Source organism: Paraburkholderia sp. RL17-380-BIE-A, from assembly GCF_046028085.1.
Lineage (GTDB): Bacteria > Pseudomonadota > Gammaproteobacteria > Burkholderiales > Burkholderiaceae > Paraburkholderia.
The window spans coordinates 293,528-312,517 of sequence record NZ_JARESQ010000009.1 but is presented as its reverse complement, the minus strand read 5'-3'; the positions used below and the strand labels follow the sequence as shown (position 1 = coordinate 312,517).

14 protein-coding genes are annotated in these 18,990 nt (G+C 60.9%); 8 read left to right on the top strand and 6 right to left on the bottom strand.

Annotated features, from left to right (window positions below; all coding sequences use genetic code 11):
* Position 1: 1 nt before the first annotated feature.
* From P0D68_RS17950 to P0D68_RS17940, 3 genes are all read right to left on the bottom strand, one after another.
* Positions 2–2,857 (bottom strand): type VI secretion system Vgr family protein, encoded by a 2,856-nt coding sequence (locus P0D68_RS17950; RefSeq protein ID WP_408298327.1) that lies wholly within the window; start codon positions 2,855–2,857, stop codon positions 2–4.
* Positions 2,858–3,011: 154 nt separating this feature from the next.
* The gene (locus tag P0D68_RS17945) at positions 3,012–3,845 is read right to left on the bottom strand and encodes an RNA-dependent RNA polymerase family protein (RefSeq protein ID WP_408298329.1); all 834 of its coding nucleotides are present in this window, start codon (positions 3,843–3,845) and stop codon (positions 3,012–3,014) included.
* Between the two features lie 694 nt (positions 3,846–4,539).
* On the bottom strand, positions 4,540–5,406 hold the full coding sequence (locus P0D68_RS17940) for an AraC family transcriptional regulator (protein ID WP_408298331.1): 867 nt from the start codon (positions 5,404–5,406) through the stop codon (positions 4,540–4,542).
* A 261-nt stretch (positions 5,407–5,667) separates the two neighbouring features.
* On the opposite strand from P0D68_RS17940, the gene eat reads away from it, so the two are divergent.
* The 3 genes from eat to eutC are packed head-to-tail and all read left to right on the top strand — an operon-like array spanning position 5,668 to position 9,303.
* Positions 5,668–7,071, top strand: coding sequence for an ethanolamine permease (gene eat, locus P0D68_RS17935; protein WP_408298333.1), 1,404 nt, complete (start codon positions 5,668–5,670; stop codon positions 7,069–7,071).
* Between the two features lie 43 nt (positions 7,072–7,114).
* The gene (locus tag P0D68_RS17930) at positions 7,115–8,509 is read left to right on the top strand and encodes an ethanolamine ammonia-lyase subunit EutB (RefSeq protein ID WP_408298335.1); all 1,395 of its coding nucleotides are present in this window, start codon (positions 7,115–7,117) and stop codon (positions 8,507–8,509) included.
* Positions 8,506–9,303 (top strand): ethanolamine ammonia-lyase subunit EutC, encoded by a 798-nt coding sequence (gene eutC / locus P0D68_RS17925; protein ID WP_408468733.1) that lies wholly within the window; start codon positions 8,506–8,508, stop codon positions 9,301–9,303. Before P0D68_RS17930 ends, eutC begins: the two co-directional genes overlap by 4 nt.
* Positions 9,304–9,319: 16 nt before the next feature.
* On the opposite strand, the gene P0D68_RS17920 is transcribed toward eutC, so the two are convergent.
* Both P0D68_RS17920 and adh read right to left on the bottom strand, forming a co-directional pair.
* Positions 9,320–9,715: a DUF779 domain-containing protein gene (locus P0D68_RS17920; protein ID WP_091797383.1), complete on the bottom strand. Its 396-nt coding sequence runs from the start codon at positions 9,713–9,715 to the stop codon at positions 9,320–9,322.
* A gap of 65 nt (positions 9,716–9,780) precedes the next feature.
* A complete protein-coding gene (gene adh / locus P0D68_RS17915; protein WP_408298339.1) occupies positions 9,781–11,301 on the bottom strand; it encodes an aldehyde dehydrogenase in 1,521 nt (506 codons plus the stop codon).
* Positions 11,302–11,627: 326 nt separating this feature from the next.
* Here adh and P0D68_RS17910 point away from each other — a divergent pair, with 326 nt between their 5' ends.
* Positions 11,628–12,689 carry a helix-turn-helix domain-containing protein gene (locus P0D68_RS17910; RefSeq protein ID WP_408298341.1) on the top strand — a complete coding sequence of 354 codons (1,062 nt, stop codon included), beginning with the start codon at positions 11,628–11,630 and terminating at the stop codon, positions 12,687–12,689.
* Between the two features lie 56 nt (positions 12,690–12,745).
* Here P0D68_RS17910 and P0D68_RS17905 read toward each other — a convergent pair whose 3' ends face one another.
* The gene (locus P0D68_RS17905; RefSeq protein WP_408298343.1) at positions 12,746–15,133 is read right to left on the bottom strand and encodes a heavy metal translocating P-type ATPase; all 2,388 of its coding nucleotides are present in this window, start codon (positions 15,131–15,133) and stop codon (positions 12,746–12,748) included.
* A gap of 79 nt (positions 15,134–15,212) precedes the next feature.
* Here P0D68_RS17905 and cadR point away from each other — a divergent pair, with 79 nt between their 5' ends.
* From cadR to P0D68_RS17885, 4 genes are all read left to right on the top strand, one after another.
* Complete coding sequence (cadR, locus tag P0D68_RS17900) at positions 15,213–15,644, top strand: Cd(II)/Pb(II)-responsive transcriptional regulator (RefSeq protein WP_091797368.1); 432 nt, start codon at positions 15,213–15,215, stop codon at positions 15,642–15,644.
* Between the two features lie 101 nt (positions 15,645–15,745).
* Complete coding sequence (locus P0D68_RS17895) at positions 15,746–15,946, top strand: hypothetical protein (protein ID WP_091797365.1); 201 nt, start codon at positions 15,746–15,748, stop codon at positions 15,944–15,946.
* A 55-nt stretch (positions 15,947–16,001) separates the two neighbouring features.
* On the top strand, positions 16,002–17,405 hold the full coding sequence (dbpA, locus tag P0D68_RS17890) for an ATP-dependent RNA helicase DbpA (protein ID WP_091797362.1): 1,404 nt from the start codon (positions 16,002–16,004) through the stop codon (positions 17,403–17,405).
* A 310-nt stretch (positions 17,406–17,715) separates the two neighbouring features.
* Positions 17,716–18,870, top strand: coding sequence for a pyridoxal phosphate-dependent aminotransferase (locus tag P0D68_RS17885; RefSeq protein ID WP_091797359.1), 1,155 nt, complete (start codon positions 17,716–17,718; stop codon positions 18,868–18,870).
* Positions 18,871–18,990: the final 120 nt, after the last annotated feature.

Here is an 18,990-nt window from a genome sequence, read left to right as displayed (position 1 = left end):
CCTATGCGTCCGAATAAGGGTTGAGCAGATCGTTGTATACCTGCCGGTGAGCGGCACGGTCTGCCGAGGTGTATTCGCTCCCCGGCATGCTTTCGTGAAACTGGAACCCCTGGTTCGCCAGCGCTCCATTGATCGCATCGCCCCGATAGTCAGCGGGCACCGGGATTTCATGAATCACACCATTCGCCAGTTCAAGTTTGTATTGCTGTGTGGTGACGTGATGATCAATGGGAAGCTGGCCGGTGCTGTCAATGACCCCTTGCTTTACTAGCGCGCCGTCCGCAAAGAGCTTGTACGGCATGCCTTCAGGAATGACAGTTGTTGCGGAGGGCGATGCGACGGTGTTGACCATCAATCGTTGCGTGGGCATATCCCTGAAAGTTGGGCTGTTGACATCCATCCGCGTCGGACCGCTAAACGAGTGTTGCGCACCCTTGATATCGATTTTCCCCGGCGCGTGGATTTCGATGTTGCCGTCCTTGATGCGGATATAGGCGCCACTCGATGTCACGAGAATCTCCTGTTTTGCAGCGGCCTGAATCGCGTCGGTCGCAGAGATTAGCTTTAACGTCTTCTGCGCGGTCATCTCGATATTGTCGGCGTGTGCCTGAACTTCGACTTTCCCTTTCGCCGCAAAGAACTTCATGCGCGCGTTTTGCGCAAACAGGCTGAGCTTCTCCGTCACGCTCGCGACGAGCGACTTGCCCGTCGCGACGTGAGTGCTTTGCTCACTGACCAGATTGATGTGCTCGTCGACGGTAATATGGGCTGACTTCTGCGTCGACAATGCGATGCCCGCCGGCGCCGCCATCAGCACAATGGGCCGCTTGAATGTGTTCGCGCTGCCTGTGCCGCCACCTGCAGTGTTCCCGCCGCTCGTGGATGCCCCCGTGGCGCTATTTTGGGTCGCATCGGTGAAGGTCTTCAGCGCCTCGTGGCCGCTCTTCAGACTTTCTGCTTGGGCGCTCTCGCTAGCCTGAGAGAGCGCATCCATCACGCTTTCAGAGTTGGCCAGTTGATCGCTCGCTGCACGTGCGTCGAGCGGCTGACTCGTGGTGGGATGGGTGGAAACGTACAACCCTCGATCGGCTCGAAGCGCGCCGTATGCGTCAGACTTCAGATCGAACCCGCTGCCGAGATAGCTGCCTCTCGTGTTGCCGCTTTGGTCGATGAGATATCCCAGATGCAGATGCGCATTCGTGCTGCTGCTATAGAGTTGCATGCGGTTCTGGCCCGTCGCATCATCCATCACCATCTGGTTGTAGCCGCTGCCTTGATACTCCTTGGACTTGTAGCCCGAAAGCAGACCATTGGAATGCCAGTGCGGTTGCGTCGCACCGTTATAGATGCGGCCCGTTACCAGCGGCTTATCGCAATCACCGCCTGCCCAATCGATCAAAACCTCTTCGCCGACTCTCGGGATATGAACACCGCCGTATCCGCCACCTGTATCGGACATCGCGACCCGCACCCAGCACGACGCCCTTTCGTCGCCTTCATTGAGCCGGTCCCAATGGAAATGCACCTTGATGCGGTTCAACGAGTCTGTATAGACTTCTTCGCCGTCCGGTCCAACCACGATTGCCGACTGTAGGTGCATCGACGGTTTGTGATGTTCAAACGGGCTGCGATATGGCACGACCTTGCGCTGCGCTTCGATTTCGACGAGGAAGAAACCCTCGCTGCCGTCGCTGTGGGCGACCACCAATCCGTCATGGAGCGCATGGTTCGACTTCGCTGCCGCCAGTTCGCTCTTCAAACTATGCGGGAAATCGGCGGCCTGAGTGGATGCCGGCAGATTGTTCTCAACGAACCAAGCGCTCTCGATGATGGCGAACTGCCGGTTCTGGGCGCTATCCGTTCCGTGCTCGGGGTGATTGTCTAGTTGGAACCAACGACCGGCATCGGCGCTTCGCACGCCGCCTGCAGCGAAGAAACGCTTTGCCCGCGACTCCCACTCTTCCATTCTGACCTTCGACAGGTGATCGCCGCGGTCCTGTTCGCCGTAGGTATAGGCGCCGGTGTACTCGTAGACCTCTGCTTGCTGCGGCAGATTCCCTTGGGTTGTGAGGGTTGGCACACTGGTGCCTTTCGGATTGTCCGGCGAGCTCGGCACCTTGTAATCGAAAGTGCGTGTCGTGAGCGTCGTGCTTTGCAGCGTTCGTGTGCCAGACCACTGCACGAGAGCATCGGCTTCGCTGTTGGTGCCCGCCCGATAGAACTGAATCGTTTGTGGAGAAAGCGGTTGAAATGAGTCGAGGTTGTCGGTGACGACGAGCGTATGCGACTTGCCGTCGCTAGCCTGTTCGAAGTATCCGAACAGGCCCTCACTTTCCAGCATCCGGTGGGTGAAATTCCAGTCGTCCTCGTATTGCATACAGACCGAACGCGAAGATAGCGGCTTGCTCAGAGCAAAACGAAATGCCGCTTGCGCCTGGGGATGCATGGTGAAGACATCGGTGAGGATCTGGTCCGCGGATTTGTCCTGCCAGATCCGCGCGTCTTTGCGGAAGCGCAGAAAATGCATCCATGATGCGAATCCGATCTGGTAACTTGTCAGTCCGCTTTCCGATCCGAGACGTCGCGCCGTGTGCACGTAGCCATGGTGTGGCAGATAGGACTTGTCAGCCTGCTGGATCCACAACGTGACGGGCTGCGCAATTAAGGTTTTGAGCGCGATGTTTCCAGATGCGGAAACGACATCAGCAGTAAATTCGAAATGGCGGCCAATCCGTGAATAACCGACAATCCGCTGTGGCAGCAGAATATTATCGCCGAGCTGGCTATCCAGTTTCAGGAGGCGGTCACTCTGGACGAGTCCACCAGTTATTGCCCCGATTATGGTCTGCGCTCCCATACCGCCGCCTCTTCTTGTTAGCTGATTGAGCCATCGCGCTCAGCGCGATTTTACAAAACTTCAGACTAGTCAGCCAGCTAGCCAATATCAACCACTGTAAAACGGTATTTATTTCTATAATCAGAATATGCGCATGGCATATCGGTAAATTCTGTTAAATGATCTTTGACAGGCTCTCCTGTTTTGCCAGATGGATTACGATGCACCGGTTCGAAAACGGCGCAACCAAATAACACGATTCATGTCGCAGAGTCGCGAGAAAAGGCCGGCAATCAGTCAATGTCCTTGCAACGGCCGTCGGGTAACCCGAGGCGCAAAAAACGGAGTAAACGCGCCCCGTATGAACCGACGCAAAAAAATCCGTCAGATCGAAGCGCGTCACTACCGCTTTCGCCGCATGCGGCGCGGCAAAGGTCACGATATTCCGGTCACGTCGAAAACCATGCACCGATTCGTGAGGCGGAATCCGGTCGAGAAAACCCGACAAAACTTTGCGTTGTAGAGCCCGCAACCGTGGCTTGGGAATCTCGATGATCCGGCAGCGACCGTCGCGCTTCTCGTTCGCCTTATACGAATAGTGATGAAGCGGCGTCGCAGCACTTTGCGCCGGCATGCGCCAACGATCGGCAAACCAGTGCGATTCGTCCTGCTCAATGCCTAGCCAAGCGGCCAGATCGCCGAGCGTCGGCAACTGAGGCAAGGCTACGTCATGTAACCACGGCAGGGGCGGTCGCTGAATAGGCGGCCGCGTCAGCACGCGAACCACTGTCGGCGGCTGCTCGCTGCGCCACGCTGATACGAAGGCGGGCATCCCTGCCACGACCGTCGACAATTCCTTGCGCCCGACGTTATCCCACCTCGCAGCAAATCTCTTCTCCACATGGCGCGCCAATCCTTTCATCCAGCTGGTGGCCTCGCCTAATGCGAGTGTCATCCGCTCGACCATTCCCACAGGCTCAGCCGAGCCCGCCAGCATGGCATCGGCCATCGCGTAGGTAACGTGTTGCAGCGAAGATAAGGACATAGCGAGGGAAGGCGGGGCGGCCAGTCAACGCGTCTTGTGCTGCGTGAGCGCTCTTGCGCAACGCGCAACTGACGCTCATGCGACGAACTGCGGAGTAGTGTCGATCCACGGGGTAGCCCCGTAGTGCCCGGAACCGATGTGGCCTGTATCCAGGCGGGCTTGACCAGCCGTCCCGCGTGGCGACGATAAGCGAGCCGGCCGAAGCTTGTCAACGCACTGGCACTACGAAGTGATTTTTCGCGAAACATGAATGGCGTTTATCTGACGGTCGCATCGTCGATACCATGTCGAAACTCAACACGCCGAGCGCGAGCCCAGCACCAAGGTTTCGCAACGTCGCGTGCCCTCAACTTATCCACACCCTCCTCTGGACAACTTTTGTACAACCCACCTGACACATTGTGGGCGAAACCTTGATAAAAACGCGATGTCACCAACTCGCACAAAAGTTTTCCCTGGCTCCGTGTTCCTGTTCGCGCACGCTCCGCAGGGTTATCGATTCCGCATCGCCTTGATCCGTAAACGAAGTTTCAGGTTATCCACAGAAGAACGCGAGGCTTGTTAACTATTACTACGTATACATATACAAAGACTATAAAAACCAGAGAGGCACCCGCGCGGCACGCTGCACAAGCGAGCATTGCCGGCAGGTAAACCCTCAAGCCAGCGGTAAACAGATCTCCGTAACGAGATCAGCAGGCGCCGTATCCTTCGGGCTATTCAGATACTCCTCGAACACCGGCGCGTCGGCGGCTTCTCGCCCGGATTGCACGAGCCACGTTCCATACAGCCACTCATAAGCCGCACGCATATCGCTATACGGTCCTTGATGTCGCAACACCGCGTACTCACCGCCCTTCACATGCGCCACGGAAACCGGCGGACTCACCGTCACGGACGCCAGAACCGGATGCGGCAACAACACCCCAGCCTTAGACCGCAACTCACTCTCCGCAACGACACCCGGATCGTCGTAGTAAACACCGATCATGCGCATCTGCGCCGCGAGCAGATTATGTTTCGCCAGCCAACCGAACAGCGCATCGAACGCTTTGCCGATCTGCATATACGGGCCCACGTGATCCACCGACAAAACCTCCATCGGCTCCACGTGACGAATCACCACTTCACGCAATGTCATTTGATCGTCTCCTGATAGCACCGGTCGAAACCGGCTATGTGTGCCTTGCTTGCGATACTGTGCCGGCGGCATGCCGAACACAGCGCGAAAGGTGCGGGAAAAAGATTGCAGACTGCTGTAGCCGGAGCGTTCGGCAATCTCCGGAATCGGCATCGAGCCGTTCGCCAGATAGCCGGCCGCGCGATGCAGCCGTAAACGTCGCACGGTGGTGGCGACCGTCTCGCCATACATCGCCTGATAAATCCGGTGCCAGTGATACGGCGAGAGGCAGGCGATTTCCGCCAGACGATCGATATCGAGCGGTTGGTCCAGATGATCGTAAATATGGTCGAGCACGCGGCCGAGCCGGGATTCATAGCGAGCTCGATTACCTGATTCATTCATGGCTGGATCAACGTGAGAGCTGTCGAACGGATGTGCGCCAAAGTATCACGTCCGCGTTTACCAAATCCTGCGAAGTTCACCTGAACTCAGCGGTAAACATACGCTGCAGTTAAGCGCCCGCTGACACCGCCACGCCGCAAAACTTTGCCGAATTTCGATAACACCTCGAATAATGGCTCACTACCATCGGCTGAAACCTGTCCGCCCATGCACCGCAAAGCCTTGCGGGATCGAGCCGGCGGCACCGTCAGGGAGCACCCGATGAAATCAGAGTCCAACAATCAGCATGTCGGCAAAGTCACGCATCACGAGTTGAAGCAGACGCTCGGCACGTGGCAGCTGTGGGGCATCGCGGTCGGTCTCGTCATTTCCGGCGAGTATTTCGGCTGGAGCTATGGCTGGGCAAGCGCCGGCACGCTCGGCTTCGTCATCACGGCGATTTTCATTGCCGCGATGTATACGACGTTCATTTTCAGTTTCACCGAACTCACCACCTCGATTCCGCACGCGGGCGGCCCGTTCGCGTACGCCCGTCACGCTTTTGGTCCGACCGGCGGTTATCTGGCCGGCGCGGCGACGCTCGTCGAATTCGTGTTCGCGCCACCGGCCATCGCGCTTGCGATCGGCGCCTATCTGCACGTGCAGTTTCCGGGTCTCGAGCCGAAACATGCGGCGATGGGCGCTTATCTCGTCTTCATGGCGCTGAATATCGTCGGCGTGCAGATTGCCGCGGCGTTCGAGCTGTGCGTGACGCTGCTCGCGATCTTCGAACTGCTCGTTTTCATGGGCGTCGTGTCACCCGGTTTTCAGTGGTCGAACTTCGCGAAGGGCGGCTGGTCGGGTGCCGACACCTTCAGCATGGGTTCGTTTCACGGCATGTTCGCGGCGATTCCGTTCGCGATCTGGTTCTTCCTTGCGATCGAAGGCGTGGCCATGGCGGCCGAAGAAGCCAAGAATCCGAAGCGCTCGATTCCGATTGCCTACGTCGCCGGCATTCTGACGCTGGTGGTGCTTGCCGTCGGCGTGATGGTGTTTGCCGGCGCGGCTGGCGACTGGACCAAGCTGTCGAACATCAACGATCCGCTGCCGCAGGCGATGAAGTTTATCGTCGGCGAACATAGCGGCTGGATGCATATGCTGGTGTGGCTCGGCCTGTTCGGGCTGGTCGCGTCGTTTCACGGCATCATCCTCGGCTATTCGCGGCAGATCTTCGCGCTGGCACGGGCGGGCTATCTGCCGGAGTGGCTCTCGAAGGTGCATCCGCGCTTCAAGACGCCGCATCGTGCGATCCTTGCGGGCGGCGTGGTGGGCATCGCGGCGATCTACAGCGACGAGCTGATCCAGTTCGGCGGCCAGACGCTGACAGCGAACATCGTGACGATGTCGGTATTTGGCGCTATCGTGATGTATATCATCAGCATGTTGTCGCTGTTCAAGCTGCGTCGCACCGAGCCGAACATGGAGCGCCCGTTCCGCGCGCCGCTGTTTCCGGTTTTTCCGGCGTTCGCGCTGGTGGCCGCGGTGATTTGTCTGGCAACCATGGTCTACTTCAATTTTCTGGTGGCGGTCGTGTTCGCAATCTTTCTCGCGCTGGGCTACGTCTACTTCCTGTTGACGCGGCATCAACGCGAAGCCGCGCCGGCGGACGCGTTGCTCGAGGAATGACGGATCGAGCCGCTGCTCGAGCAGCGGCGATGGAGTCGTAAAGATGAGCTACACCGAGACGATCGGCAGCCGCACCTACCGCTTTGCCGATCTGAAGACACTGTTGGCGAAAGCCAGTCCGCAGCGTTCCGGCGACCAGCTCGCGGGCGTGGCGGCGGCGAGCGAGGAAGAACGCGTCGCCGCCAAGATGGCGCTCGCGCAATTGCCGCTGCGCACCTTCCTCAACGAAGCGTTGATCCCCTACGAAAGCGACGAAGTCACGCGCCTCGTGATCGACGATCACTCGCCGCAGGCATTCGCCGAAATCGCGCATCTCACGGTGGGCGATTTTCGCAACTGGCTACTGAGCAGCACGACCAATGCCGACGCGCTCACACGTATCGCCGCGGGTCTCACGCCGGAGATGGTCGCAGCGGTGTCCAAACTGATGCGCAATCAGGATCTGATTGCGGTAGCGCGTAAACGTCCGGTGATTACACGCTTTCGTAACACGGTCGGCTTGCCGGGCCACATGTCGGTGCGCTTGCAACCGAATCATCCGACCGACGACGTCAAAGGCATTGCCGCCTCGATGCTCGACGGCCTGATGTACGGCTGCGGCGACGCGATGATCGGCATCAATCCGGCCAGCGACAATCTCGCCGCGATCACCAAGCTGCTGCTGATGATCGACGACTTCCGCCAGCGCTATCAGGTGCCGACGCAATCTTGCGTGCTGACCCACGTCACCAATACGATTGCCGCGATCGAAAAAGGCGCGCCCGTCGATCTGGTGTTTCAGTCGATTGCCGGCACGGAGAAAGCGAACGCGGGCTTCGGCATTTCTCTCGCGCTGCTGCAGGAAGCGTATGAAGCGGGCCTTTCGCTCAAGCGCGGCACGGTCGGCAACAATCTGATGTACTTCGAAACGGGCCAGGGCAGCGCGTTGTCGGCGGATGCGCATTTCGGCGTGGATCAGCAAACTTGCGAAGTGCGCGCCTACGCAGTCGCGCGCAAGTTCAATCCGTTCCTTGTGAACACTGTGGTCGGATTTATCGGACCGGAGTATCTCTACGACGGTAAACAGATCACGCGCGCCGGTCTCGAAGATCATTTCTGCGGCAAACTGCTCGGCGTGCCGATGGGTTGCGACATCTGCTACACGAACCATGCCGAAGCCGATCAGGACGACATGGACAATCTGCTGACGCTGCTCGGCGTAGCGGGCATCAACTTCATCATGGGCATTCCAGGCGCTGACGACGTCATGCTCAATTATCAAAGCACGTCTTTCCACGACGCACTTTACGTGCGTGAGGTACTCGGCTTGCGCCGCGCGCCGGAGTTCGAAGAATGGCTGGAGTCGATGCAGATCACCGACTCGCGCGGTGCCTTGCTCAGTGCTTCGGCACAACAACCGCTGCTGGAAGGCGCGCCCGACTGGATGGGCATTGCATGAGCGACTTCCTCGAAAAGAATCCATGGAACGCGCTGCGGCGGTTTACCAATGCACGTATCGCGCTGGGCCGCGCGGGCAATAGCCTGCCGACTGCACCGCTATTGGCGTTCAACCTGTCACACGCGCAAGCGCGTGATGCCGTGCATCATCCGCTCGATACGGACGTGTTGCACGAGCAACTGCGCGCGCAAAACTTCAACACGCTCGACGTGCATAGCGCCGCGCCCGATCGCGAGCATTATTTACGGCGTCCTGATCTCGGCCGACGTTTATCGGAAGCGAGTCGCGTAGCGCTGGCGGCTGTCGCCGACGATTCGCCCGAGGTGGTCTTTGTCATCGGCGACGGTCTTTCGGCGTTCGCCGCGTCGAAGCAAGCTCTTCCGCTGCTGCAAGCGGTCGTTCCACGTCTCGCGGATTGGAAGATTGGCCCAGTCGTGGTCGCGCGTCAGGCGCGCGTTGCGCTGGGTGATGAGATCGGCGAATTGCTGAATGCCAAGCTGGTGGTGATGCTGATCGGTGAGCGACCGGGTTTGAGTTCGCCCAATAGCCTCGGCATCTATCTCACGTACGCGCCGAAAGTCGGCTGCAGCGACGCGCAGCGCAACTGTATTTCGAACGTGCGCCCTGAAGGACTCGACTATCCGTTGGCCGCACACAAACTGCACTATCTGCTGACGCACGCAAGGCGTCTGGGTCTCACCGGCGTCGGCCTGAAAGACGACAGCGATGCGCTGCTGGCAGAGGCACCAGCAGCACCCTCGATCAGCGACGATTCAAACCCTGGCACCGCATAACAGATCGCACACAGGATCAAGCATCGGCCCGCTGCACCGGATGCGTTTCGAGCCACGCGTTCTCGTCGTCTTCGAAAAGACGGGAGCGCGTCAGGAAACGTAAGCCGCTCGGCCGCTCCAGCGAAAACATTCCGCCGTTGCCCGGCACCACGTCGATGATCAACTGTGTGTGCTGCCAGTATTCGAATTGCGATTCGCTCATGTAGAACGGCACGTTCGCAATCGTGCCGAGTTTCACGTCGGACGAGCCGACCATAAACTCGCTTTGCGGAAACATCATCGGCGCGCTGCCGTCGCAGCATCCGCCGGATTGATGGAACAGCACGGCCCCGTGCTCGGCGCGCAACTTGTCGATCAACTCGACGGCAGCCGGCGTTGCGATTACGCGGGCGACTTCCTTCTTATCAGCCATCACATGCCCTTGCAAAAAAGAGAGCGAGCCGCACAGTGCGGCTCGCCCGAACAGGAGCGCGGTGCTTAGAAGAAACCGAGCGGCTTGTCGCTATAGCTGACCAGCAGATTCTTGGTCTGTTGATAATGGTCGAGCATCATCTTGTGATTCTCGCGGCCAATACCCGACTGCTTGTAGCCGCCGAACGCCGCATGCGCCGGATAAGCGTGGTAGCAGTTCGTCCACACGCGGCCCGCCTGGATCTGGCGGCCGAAGCGATAGGCGCGCGTGCCGTCGCGCGTCCACACGCCGGCGCCGAGACCGTAGAGCGTATCGTTGGCAATCTCGAGCGCTTCTTCTTCCGTCTTGAACGTCGTGACCGACACGACCGGCCCGAAGATCTCTTCCTGGAAGATGCGCATTTTGTTGTTGCCGCGGAAGACGGTCGGCTTTACGTAATAGCCTTTGCTCAACTCACCGCCAAGCGTATTGCGTTCGCCGCCAATTAGACATTCGGCGCCTTCCTGTTTGCCGAGGTCCACATACGAGAGGATTTTTTCCAGCTGTTCCTGCGAAGCCTGCGCGCCGATCATCGTCTTGGTATCGAGCGGATGCCCTTGCGTAATCGCGGCGACACGCTTGAGCGCACGCTCCATGAAGCGGTCGTAGATCTTTTCATCGATCAACACGCGCGACGGACAGGTACACACTTCGCCCTGATTCAGCGCGAACATCGTGAAGCCTTCGAGCGCTTTGTCGAAATAGCTGTCGTCCTCGCTCATCACGTCCGCGAAGAAAATATTCGGGCTTTTGCCGCCGAGTTCGAGTGTGACGGGAATGATGTTCTGGCTCGCGTACTGCATGATCAGCCGCCCGGTCGTGGTCTCACCGGTAAACGCGATCTTGGCGATGCGCTTGCTGGAGGCGAGCGGCTTGCCGGCTTCAAGACCGAAGCCGTTCACCACGTTCAGCACACCCGCGGGCAGCAGGTCCTGAATTATTTCGACCAGCACGAGAATCGAAGCGGGCGTTTGCTCGGCAGGCTTGAGCACCACGCAGTTGCCGGCGGCAAGCGCGGGCGCGAGTTTCCACACCGCCATCAGGATCGGGAAATTCCACGGAATGATCTGGCCGACCACGCCGAGCGGTTCATGGAAGTGATAAGCGACCGTGTCGTGGTCGATCTCGGAGAGCGAGCCTTCCTGCGCGCGCACGGCGCCGGCGAAATAGCGAAAGTGATCGATGGCGAGCGGAATGTCGGCGGCCATGGTTTCGCGCAACGGCTTGCCGTTGTCGATCGTCTCGGCTACGGCGAGACGCTGCAGGTTCGCTTCCATCCGGTCGGCAATGCGGATCAGGATATTCGCGCGATCCGCGGCGGAGGTCTTGCCCCACGCCGTTTTCGCACGATGCGCGGCATCGAGTGCGAGTTCGACGTCGGCTTCACGCGAACGCGGAATCGACGTGAACGCCTCGCCGGTGATCGGCGACACATTGTCGAAGTACTCGCCGCCCACGGGTTTCACCCACTCGCCGCCGATAAAGTTCGCGTACTGCTTTTTGAACGGGAATTCGGTGGTCAGGAATTGCATCTCTGCATGGTTCATCTGTGTGCTCCTCACATGTTTGAATGGGCTATATTCGGCGCGATATTTCGCTTGGCCGCCTCAGGGTAGAGCCAGAAGCGTGCCAATGCACCGTGCTGGTGACCCATGCACACGCGGCAGGCACTAGCGCACGGCATGGCGCACGAGATTGTTCAGTCGCTATCAAGGGGGCGTCACAATTTTGAGCAATGCACGCAGTGCTGTTCATCCATTGAACAGTGGGCCTGTGGGCTGGCGGTACGATTCGAGTGGCGAGGCGTCGGAGTCGTTCGGCATGGGAATTGCCTTTCCCTGTCACCCTCATGTTCCGTTTGCGCAGATCCGGTATGACGATCGACACTTTCCGCGATAGCCTGGCCGCTTCGGTGCTCACGCCGCAGCCGAGCTTCTGCGTGCAGACCCGCGTCGCCCATGATGCCGACGAGCAGGCGCGCAATCTTCATGGCTGGAGCCAGACCTACGATCAGTTGACGGCGGGGTGTTTTATCGGCGGCCTGACGGAGCTGTGTCTCGACCACATGCAGGTGTTCGTCGAAACGACCAGCCACACGCTGCGGCAAACCTGCGAAGTGCAAAAGGACGCCTACTGGTTTGGCATTCCGACTTGCCCTGCCGGTTCCGGCCGCATCGACGCGCAAGTGATCGCCGGCGACGCGCTCGCGTTCCGTCCGGGCGGAATCGAATTTGAGCTGCTCACCTCTGCGGGTTACGAGATTTTTGGTGTGGTGGTCAAAGGCGAGGTGCTGCGCCGTTACGCGGAGCAAGTCGAGCGCATCGGTCTGGCCGACCCCGTGCCGAATACGCAAGTCGTGCCGATCGGCATGGCGCGCAAGGAACAGTTGTGCGCCACGCTGCGTCAGTTGCTCGACGATGGCGCCGTGCGCGGCACGCCGCTATCGTCGGTTGCTCGCAACAATCTGCAGGCCGCGGTGCTGGCTTCGCTGTTCGACGTCGGTGCGTTGCCCGCTTTGGAGTCAGCTTCGGAGCAGGTTGTGATGCCGACGCGGCCGCGTCGGCAGTCGATCGTGTCGGAAGCGCGCGACTATGTGCTGTTCAATCGCGACCGCGCGGTGAGCGTGCCGGAGTTGTGCGAGCAGTTGCATGTCAGCCGGCGCACGCTGCAATACTGCTTTCAGGACGTGCTCGGCATGGCGCCCGCCACGTATCTGCGCGCGATTCGCCTGAATGGCGCGCGGCGTGATCTGTCGAGCGCATCGCGCGAATCGCGCTCGGTGCAGGACGTCGCGGCGGCTTGGGGCTTCTGGCACCTGAGCCAGTTTGCGACCGATTACCGGAAGCTCTTCGGCATGCGGCCTTCGGATACGTTGAAGGCGGCGATCGGCGCTCACGGGGAGACGGCCGGCGCGGTGAACGCGGTCGCGCACTGACCTGGCCGGCTGCAAGCGCCGTGCGCTGCACCGCAACTGCAAAACTGGCTATGCCGTCACTTGCGCAACAGCCGCAACCCGTTCGCGACCACCAGCAGGCTCGCGCCGACATCGGCGAAAACGGCCATCCACATCGTGCCGAGGCCGATCACGGTCAAGACGAGGAACACGCTCTTGATGCCCAATGCAAGCGTGATGTTCTGCACCAACACCGAATGCGTCGCCTTCGACAGGCGAATGAATGCCGGAATTTTGCGCAGGTCGTCGTCCATCAAAGCGACGTCGGCGGTTTCGATTGCCGTGTCGGTGCCCATCGCGCCCATCGCGAAGCCGATGTCGGCGCGTGCCAGCGCGGGCGCGTCGTTGATGCCGTCGCCGACCATGCCGACCGTCGCGTGATCGCTCGACCACTGCGCGACCGCGTTGAGCTTGTCTTCCGGCAACTGATTGCCGAGCGCTTCGTCGATACCGACCTGCTGCGCGATCGCGGCGGCGGTGTGCGGGTTGTCGCCGGTCAGCATCGCCGTGCTCACGCCGAGGCGCTGCAATTCGGCGATGGCGGCGCGGCTCGTCTCCTTCACCGTATCGGCGACCGCGAACAGGGCCAGCACGCGTTCGGCGTCCGCCAGCATCACCACGGTCTTGCCCTGGCGTTCAAGCCCGTCGAGCCGTGATTCGAGCGGCGCCGAACAGCGTCCGAGTTCTTCGATCAACCGATGATTGCCGAGCCAGTAGGGCAAGCCGTCGATCTCGCCGCGCACGCCGCGTCCCGCGAGCGCCTCGAAGGCGTCGACCGTCAGATGGCTGACGCCGTCGGCCTTCGCGGCCGCCGCAAGCGCCATGGATACCGGATGATCCGAGCGTCCCGCGAGGCTCGCCGCAAGCGCGCGGCAACGGACGGCGTCGACCTCGGCAAGTATCTCGAACTCGGTTTGCACGGGCTTGCCGTGGGTGAGCGTGCCGGTTTTGTCGAGCGCGAGCCGGGTCAGCTTGCGGCCCCGTTCGAGAAATGCGCCGCCCTTGATCAGAATGCCTTTGCGGGCGGCCGCGGCGAGACCGCTGACGATCGTCACCGGCGTCGAGATCACGAGCGCGCACGGGCACGCGATCACCAGCATCACCAGCGCCTTGTAGATCCACGCTTGCCACGATCCGCCGAAGAGAAGCGGCGGCACGATGGCCACGGCGAGCGCGACGGCGAACACGATCGGCGTATACACGCGGGCGAACTGATCGACGAAGCGCTGCGTCGGCGCCTTGGTGGCCTGCGCTTCTTCGACTGCATGGATGATGCGGGCGAGCGTCGTATTGCCGGCGGCGACGCTGACGCGATAGTCGAACGAGCCGGTCTGGTTGATCGTGCCGGCGAACACCGCGTCGCCCGTCTCCTTGTCGACCGGCAGGCTTTCGCCGGTGATCGGCGCCTGATTCACACTCGAGCGGCCCGCCACGATCTCGCCGTCGAGCGCGATCCGCTCGCCCGGCTTTACGCGGACCACGGCGCCGGGCGCAATCGCCTTGAGGTCGATGGACCGCCAACTGCCGTCGGGCTGTTGCACGCTGGCCTGGTCGGGCGTGAGTTGCATCAGGCCCTGGATCGCATTGCGGGCGCGGTCGAGCGACTTCGCCTCGATCAGTTCGGCGATGGTGAAGAGCACCATCACCATGGCGGCTTCCGGCCATTGCCGCAGGATCAGCGCGCCGGTCACCGCGATGCTCATCAGCGCGTTGATGTTCAGGTTGCCGTTGCGGATTGCAAGCCAGCCCTTCCTGTACGTCGTGAGGCCGCAGGAGAGGATGGCGACGATCGCCAGAGCCGCAGACACCCAGACCGGCGTGCCGAGCCAGCCTGCGGCCTCTGAGCCGGCCGCGGCCACACTGGCGAGCACCAGCGGCCACCACGGCTTGGGCGGCGTGTGCGGAGCTGCGGTGGGCGGCGCGTGCGGATCGGCGTCCGCCAGTTCCGGCGTGAAATCGAGCGAACGGAGCGCGGCGAGGATCGAGTCGAGCGCCTCGGGCGCGTGGACCACCGTCAAGACCCGCTGCATCAGGTTGAAGTCCATGCTGCGCACGTGCGGCATGCGGCTGAATTTCTTGCGGATCAGCGCTTCCTCGGTCGGGCAATCCATCTGCATGATGCGGATGGCGGTGCGCAGGTCGCTGCCGACGGCTTCCGGTTGCGGCAGCCGGACCGGTGCCGACGCGGCTCCCGCCGTCGCGCAACAAGGTGTGTCGGCGGGACTGTGAGCGTGGCGATGGTGGCCGTGGTCGTGGTCATGGTCATGGCCGTTGCCATGGTCATGAGCGTGGTCGCCGTGGCCATGGTCGCACTTCGCGCCGTGACCATGAGCCGGTTCATGCGCATGAGCATGGCCGTCGTGCCCGTCGGTACAGGCTTTCGCCCGTTCAAGGCGGTCGGTTTCGGCATGGTTGGCTTGAGGCATGGTGGCTTCCTGGTTCGATTTGTGGTCTAGTAAACACCTTGAAGCCACTACAAGGTCAAGGCCGCCATCCGGAGGGTCCATGAAAATCGGCGAATTGGCGAAAATCGCCCATTGCACGACCGAAACCATCCGTTTCTACGAGAAAGAGAGCCTGTTGCCGGAAGCGGAGCGCACCGAGGCCAATTACCGCAGTTACACGGCAAAGCACGTCGAACGGCTGCGTTTCATCCGTAATTGCCGCGCGCTCGACATGACGCACGACGAAATCCGTGCGTTGCTGCGTCTGACGGACGCGCCGGCCACCGGCTGCGGCGGCATCAATGCCTTGATCGACGAGCACATTGCGCACGTCGATACCCGCATCGACGAACTGAAGCAGCTCAAAGTGCAATTGACCACCTTGCGCGAGCAATGCCACGGCGAACAGGCCGTGGAAGATTGCGGCATCGTGCACGGGCTCAACGAAATGGATGTGAGCGCGCCGCGTGCGCGGCATACGCACCTGGGTTGATAGCTTTCGGCCGTCGTCACCCCGACGGCCGCGACCCATTCACGGCCGGGCCGCTCGTGCGGCCTGCCGGATCAACAATCGAATCCAGTTGGAGAAGCAACGTGTTTACCTGTAGAAATCAATCCTGCGAAGCCCAGTGGGAGCAATCGGACGTCGTCATCAAGAACGAAGGGCAGGGCCTCCTGTTCCGTTGCCCGATGTGCGGCGCGCGCAATTACGTCGAGCGTTTCGACGGGGACGACGGCTCGGTGTTGTACGAGCAGATCGAAGGCCGTCCCGCCCCCGGCCCCATGGCCGAATAGTTTTTGCCTTCAGCAGCCTCTTGCCGACTCCAGCCGATTGCGAGCCATCACACCTATGAACAGTCCCACCACCGCCGGCGCGCCGTTTAGCCAGCTACCGCTGCCGCCCGCGACGCTCGCCAACCTGACCCAGCTCGGTTACGTCGAGATGACGCCGATTCAGGCCGCGAGCCTGCCTATCGCGCTCGCCGGCCACGATCTGATCGCCCAGGCGAAAACCGGCAGCGGCAAAACCGCGGCGTTTTCGCTGGCGCTGCTGGCGCGCCTCGACGCGCGCAACTTCGCCGTGCAGGCCATGGTGCTGTGCCCGACGCGCGAACTCGCCGATCAGGTCACGCAGGAAATCCGGCGCCTTGCGCGCGCCGAAGAAAACATCAAGGTGCTGACGTTGTGCGGCGGCACGCCCATGCGTCCGCAAACGGCGAGTCTCGAACACGGCGCGCACATCGTGGTCGGCACGCCGGGCCGCATCATGGATCACCTGGAGCGCGGGAGCCTGCCGCTGCAGTCGCTCAACACGCTGGTGCTCGACGAAGCGGACCGCATGCTCGACATGGGTTTCTTCGACGATATCGCGACCGTCGTGAAGCAGTGCCCGAAAGAACGGCAAACGCTGCTGTTCTCGGCGACGTATCCCGAAGGCATTGTCAAACTGAGCCAGCAATTCCTGCGTAATCCGAAGGAAGTCAAACTCGCCGAGCGGCATGACAACACCAAGATCCGTCAGCGCTTCTATGAAGTGACCGAAGACGGGCGTCTGCACGCGGTCGGTCTGCTGCTGAACCACTATCGCCCGGTGAGCACGCTGGCGTTCTGCAATACCAAGCAGCAATGCCGCGATCTGCTCGACGTGCTGCGCGCGCAGGGATTTCATGCGCTCGCGCTGCATGGCGAACTCGACCAGCGTGAACGCGATCAGGTGCTGATCCAGTTCGCCAATCGCAGTTGCTCGGTGCTGGTAGCGACGGATGTCGCCGCGCGCGGTCTCGACATCGCGCAGCTCGAAGCGGTGATCAACGTCGACGTGACGCCGGATCCGGAAGTGCACGTGCACCGCATCGGCCGCACGGGCCGCGCCGATCAGGAAGGCTGGGCGCTGAGTCTCGCGAGCATGAACGAGATGGGCCGCGTCGGCAGTCTCGAACAGGCGCAAAAGCGCGAGGTCGAGTGGCACAAGCTGTCCGAACTGACAGCGGCGAGCAACGAGCGACTGTTGCCGCCCATGGAAACGTTGCAGATTCTCGGCGGGCGCAAGGAAAAGATCCGCCCCGGCGACGTGCTCGGCGCGCTGACCGGCGAGGCGGGTTTCGCCGGCTCGCAGATCGGCAAGATCAACGTGACGGAAATGTCCACCTACGTGGCGGTGGAGCGCAGTATCGCGCGCGATGCGTTGCGCAAGCTCAGCGCCGGCAAGGTGAAGGGCAAAAAAGTCAAAGTCCGCCTGATGGACGACGCCTGATGGACGACGCCTAAGGCAACGCCGGCCGCGAGCGCTCCGCTCGTGGCCGGGCGCATCACATTACGTCATACCTCTGCAGTTTCAAGCGTTCTTCACGCAGCCTCATTTCTTCCCCGAAAGCACCGATCTGTCTGGCTTCGCCCGTGGCGGCGCGGGTTCGCGTCAGCCATGACGTAAACGCATGCGGCGCATGACAAAGTTTCGATTGTGACGGTTCTTTGGCTGATGCCTAATCACCACACCAGAAGGGACCGCCGCGCAGCTGGCCGTCCGTGAATCCGCTGCCGGATGGAGAAAGGGAGAAAGCCTTATGCAGAGCGCCACACAAGCCCGCTCGAAGTTGCCTGATGTGGGCACGACGATTTTTACCGTGATCGGTCAACTGGCCGCGCAACACGATGCGCTGAATTTGTCGCAAGGCGCGCCGAACTTCGCGCCGGACCCCAAACTGATTGACGGCGTTGCTCAGGCCATGCGCGCCGGGCATAACCAGTACGCGCCGATGGCCGGCATTGCCGCCTTGCGCGAAGCGCTCGCCGACAAGGTCGCCACGCTGTACGGCGTGCGCTACGACCCGTCCAGCGAAGTGACCGTGATCGCCAGCGCGAGCGAAGGGCTGTATTCGACGATCAGCGCGTTGGTGCATCCGGGCGATGAGGTGATCTACTTCGAGCCTTCGTTCGACAGCTACGGCCCGATCGTCCGCCTGCAGGGCGCGACGCCCGTGCCGATCAAACTGTCGTTGAGTGATTTCCGCGTGGACTGGGACGAGGTCGCCGCAGCGATCACGCCGAAGACCCGCATGATCATCATCAACACGCCGCACAATCCGACCGCGACCGTGTTCAGCGAAGCCGACGTCGAGCGCCTCAAGGCCATTACGCGCAATACCGATATCGTGATTCTCGCCGACGAAGTCTACGAACACGTGGTGTTCGACGGCGCGAAGCATCAAAGCATGGCTTGCCATTCCGAACTCGCGGAGCGTAGCGTGATCGTTTCATCGTTTGGCAAGTCGTATCACGTGACCGGCTGGCGTGTCGGCTATTGCCTCGCGCCCGCCGCGCTGATGGACGAGATTCGCAAAGTCCATCAATTCATGGTGTTTTCTGCCGATACGCCTATGCAGTACGCGTTCGTCGACGCACTGGCCAATCGCGAAAGCTACCTCGGCCTGTCCGCGTTTTATCAGAAGAAGCGCGATCTGCTCACGGACGCCCTGCGCGATTCGCGCTTCGAATTGTTGCCGAGCGAAGGCAGCTTCTTCATGCTCGCGCGTTTTCGCGGCTTCTCCGAGGAAAGCGATAGCGATTTCGTGCTGCGCCTGATTCGCGACGCACGTGTTGCGACGATTCCGCTGTCGGCTTTTTATACCGATGGTACGGACTCCGGCTTGATCCGCCTGAGTTTCTCGAAGGATGATGCGACATTGATCGAAGGCGCGCGCCGTCTGTGCGAGATCTGATTGTGTGAGTCACGGATGCAAGTGGCGGCTTCACGCGACGGCGGGATTTTTGACCGCAGTATGATCGTCGCGCCGTCACGCATCAGCGCGCCGCAGTGCGGCGTGACAATAAATCGAAGG

What these genes read in the sequence shown, in the direction of transcription:
- P0D68_RS17885 (WP_091797359.1), top strand. Translation starts at nt 17,716, where the DNA reads ATGCAGAGCGCCACACAAGCCCGCTCGAAGTTGCCTGATGTGGGCACG.
- P0D68_RS17920 (WP_091797383.1), bottom strand. Translation starts at nt 9,715, where the DNA reads ATGGCTGATAAGAAGGAAGTCGCCCGCGTAATCGCAACGCCGGCTGCC.
- eutC (WP_408468733.1), top strand. Translation starts at nt 8,506, where the DNA reads ATGAGCGACTTCCTCGAAAAGAATCCATGGAACGCGCTGCGGCGGTTT.
- eat (WP_408298333.1), top strand. Translation starts at nt 5,668, where the DNA reads ATGAAATCAGAGTCCAACAATCAGCATGTCGGCAAAGTCACGCATCAC.
- P0D68_RS17940 (WP_408298331.1), bottom strand. Translation starts at nt 5,406, where the DNA reads ATGAATGAATCAGGTAATCGAGCTCGCTATGAATCCCGGCTCGGCCGC.
- P0D68_RS17930 (WP_408298335.1), top strand. Translation starts at nt 7,115, where the DNA reads ATGAGCTACACCGAGACGATCGGCAGCCGCACCTACCGCTTTGCCGAT.
- cadR (WP_091797368.1), top strand. Translation starts at nt 15,213, where the DNA reads ATGAAAATCGGCGAATTGGCGAAAATCGCCCATTGCACGACCGAAACC.
- adh (WP_408298339.1), bottom strand. Translation starts at nt 11,301, where the DNA reads ATGAACCATGCAGAGATGCAATTCCTGACCACCGAATTCCCGTTCAAA.
- P0D68_RS17905 (WP_408298343.1), bottom strand. Translation starts at nt 15,133, where the DNA reads ATGCCTCAAGCCAACCATGCCGAAACCGACCGCCTTGAACGGGCGAAA.
- P0D68_RS17910 (WP_408298341.1), top strand. Translation starts at nt 11,628, where the DNA reads ATGACGATCGACACTTTCCGCGATAGCCTGGCCGCTTCGGTGCTCACG.
- dbpA (WP_091797362.1), top strand. Translation starts at nt 16,002, where the DNA reads ATGAACAGTCCCACCACCGCCGGCGCGCCGTTTAGCCAGCTACCGCTG.
- P0D68_RS17950 (WP_408298327.1), bottom strand. Translation starts at nt 2,857, where the DNA reads ATGGGAGCGCAGACCATAATCGGGGCAATAACTGGTGGACTCGTCCAG.
- P0D68_RS17945 (WP_408298329.1), bottom strand. Translation starts at nt 3,845, where the DNA reads ATGGCCGATGCCATGCTGGCGGGCTCGGCTGAGCCTGTGGGAATGGTC.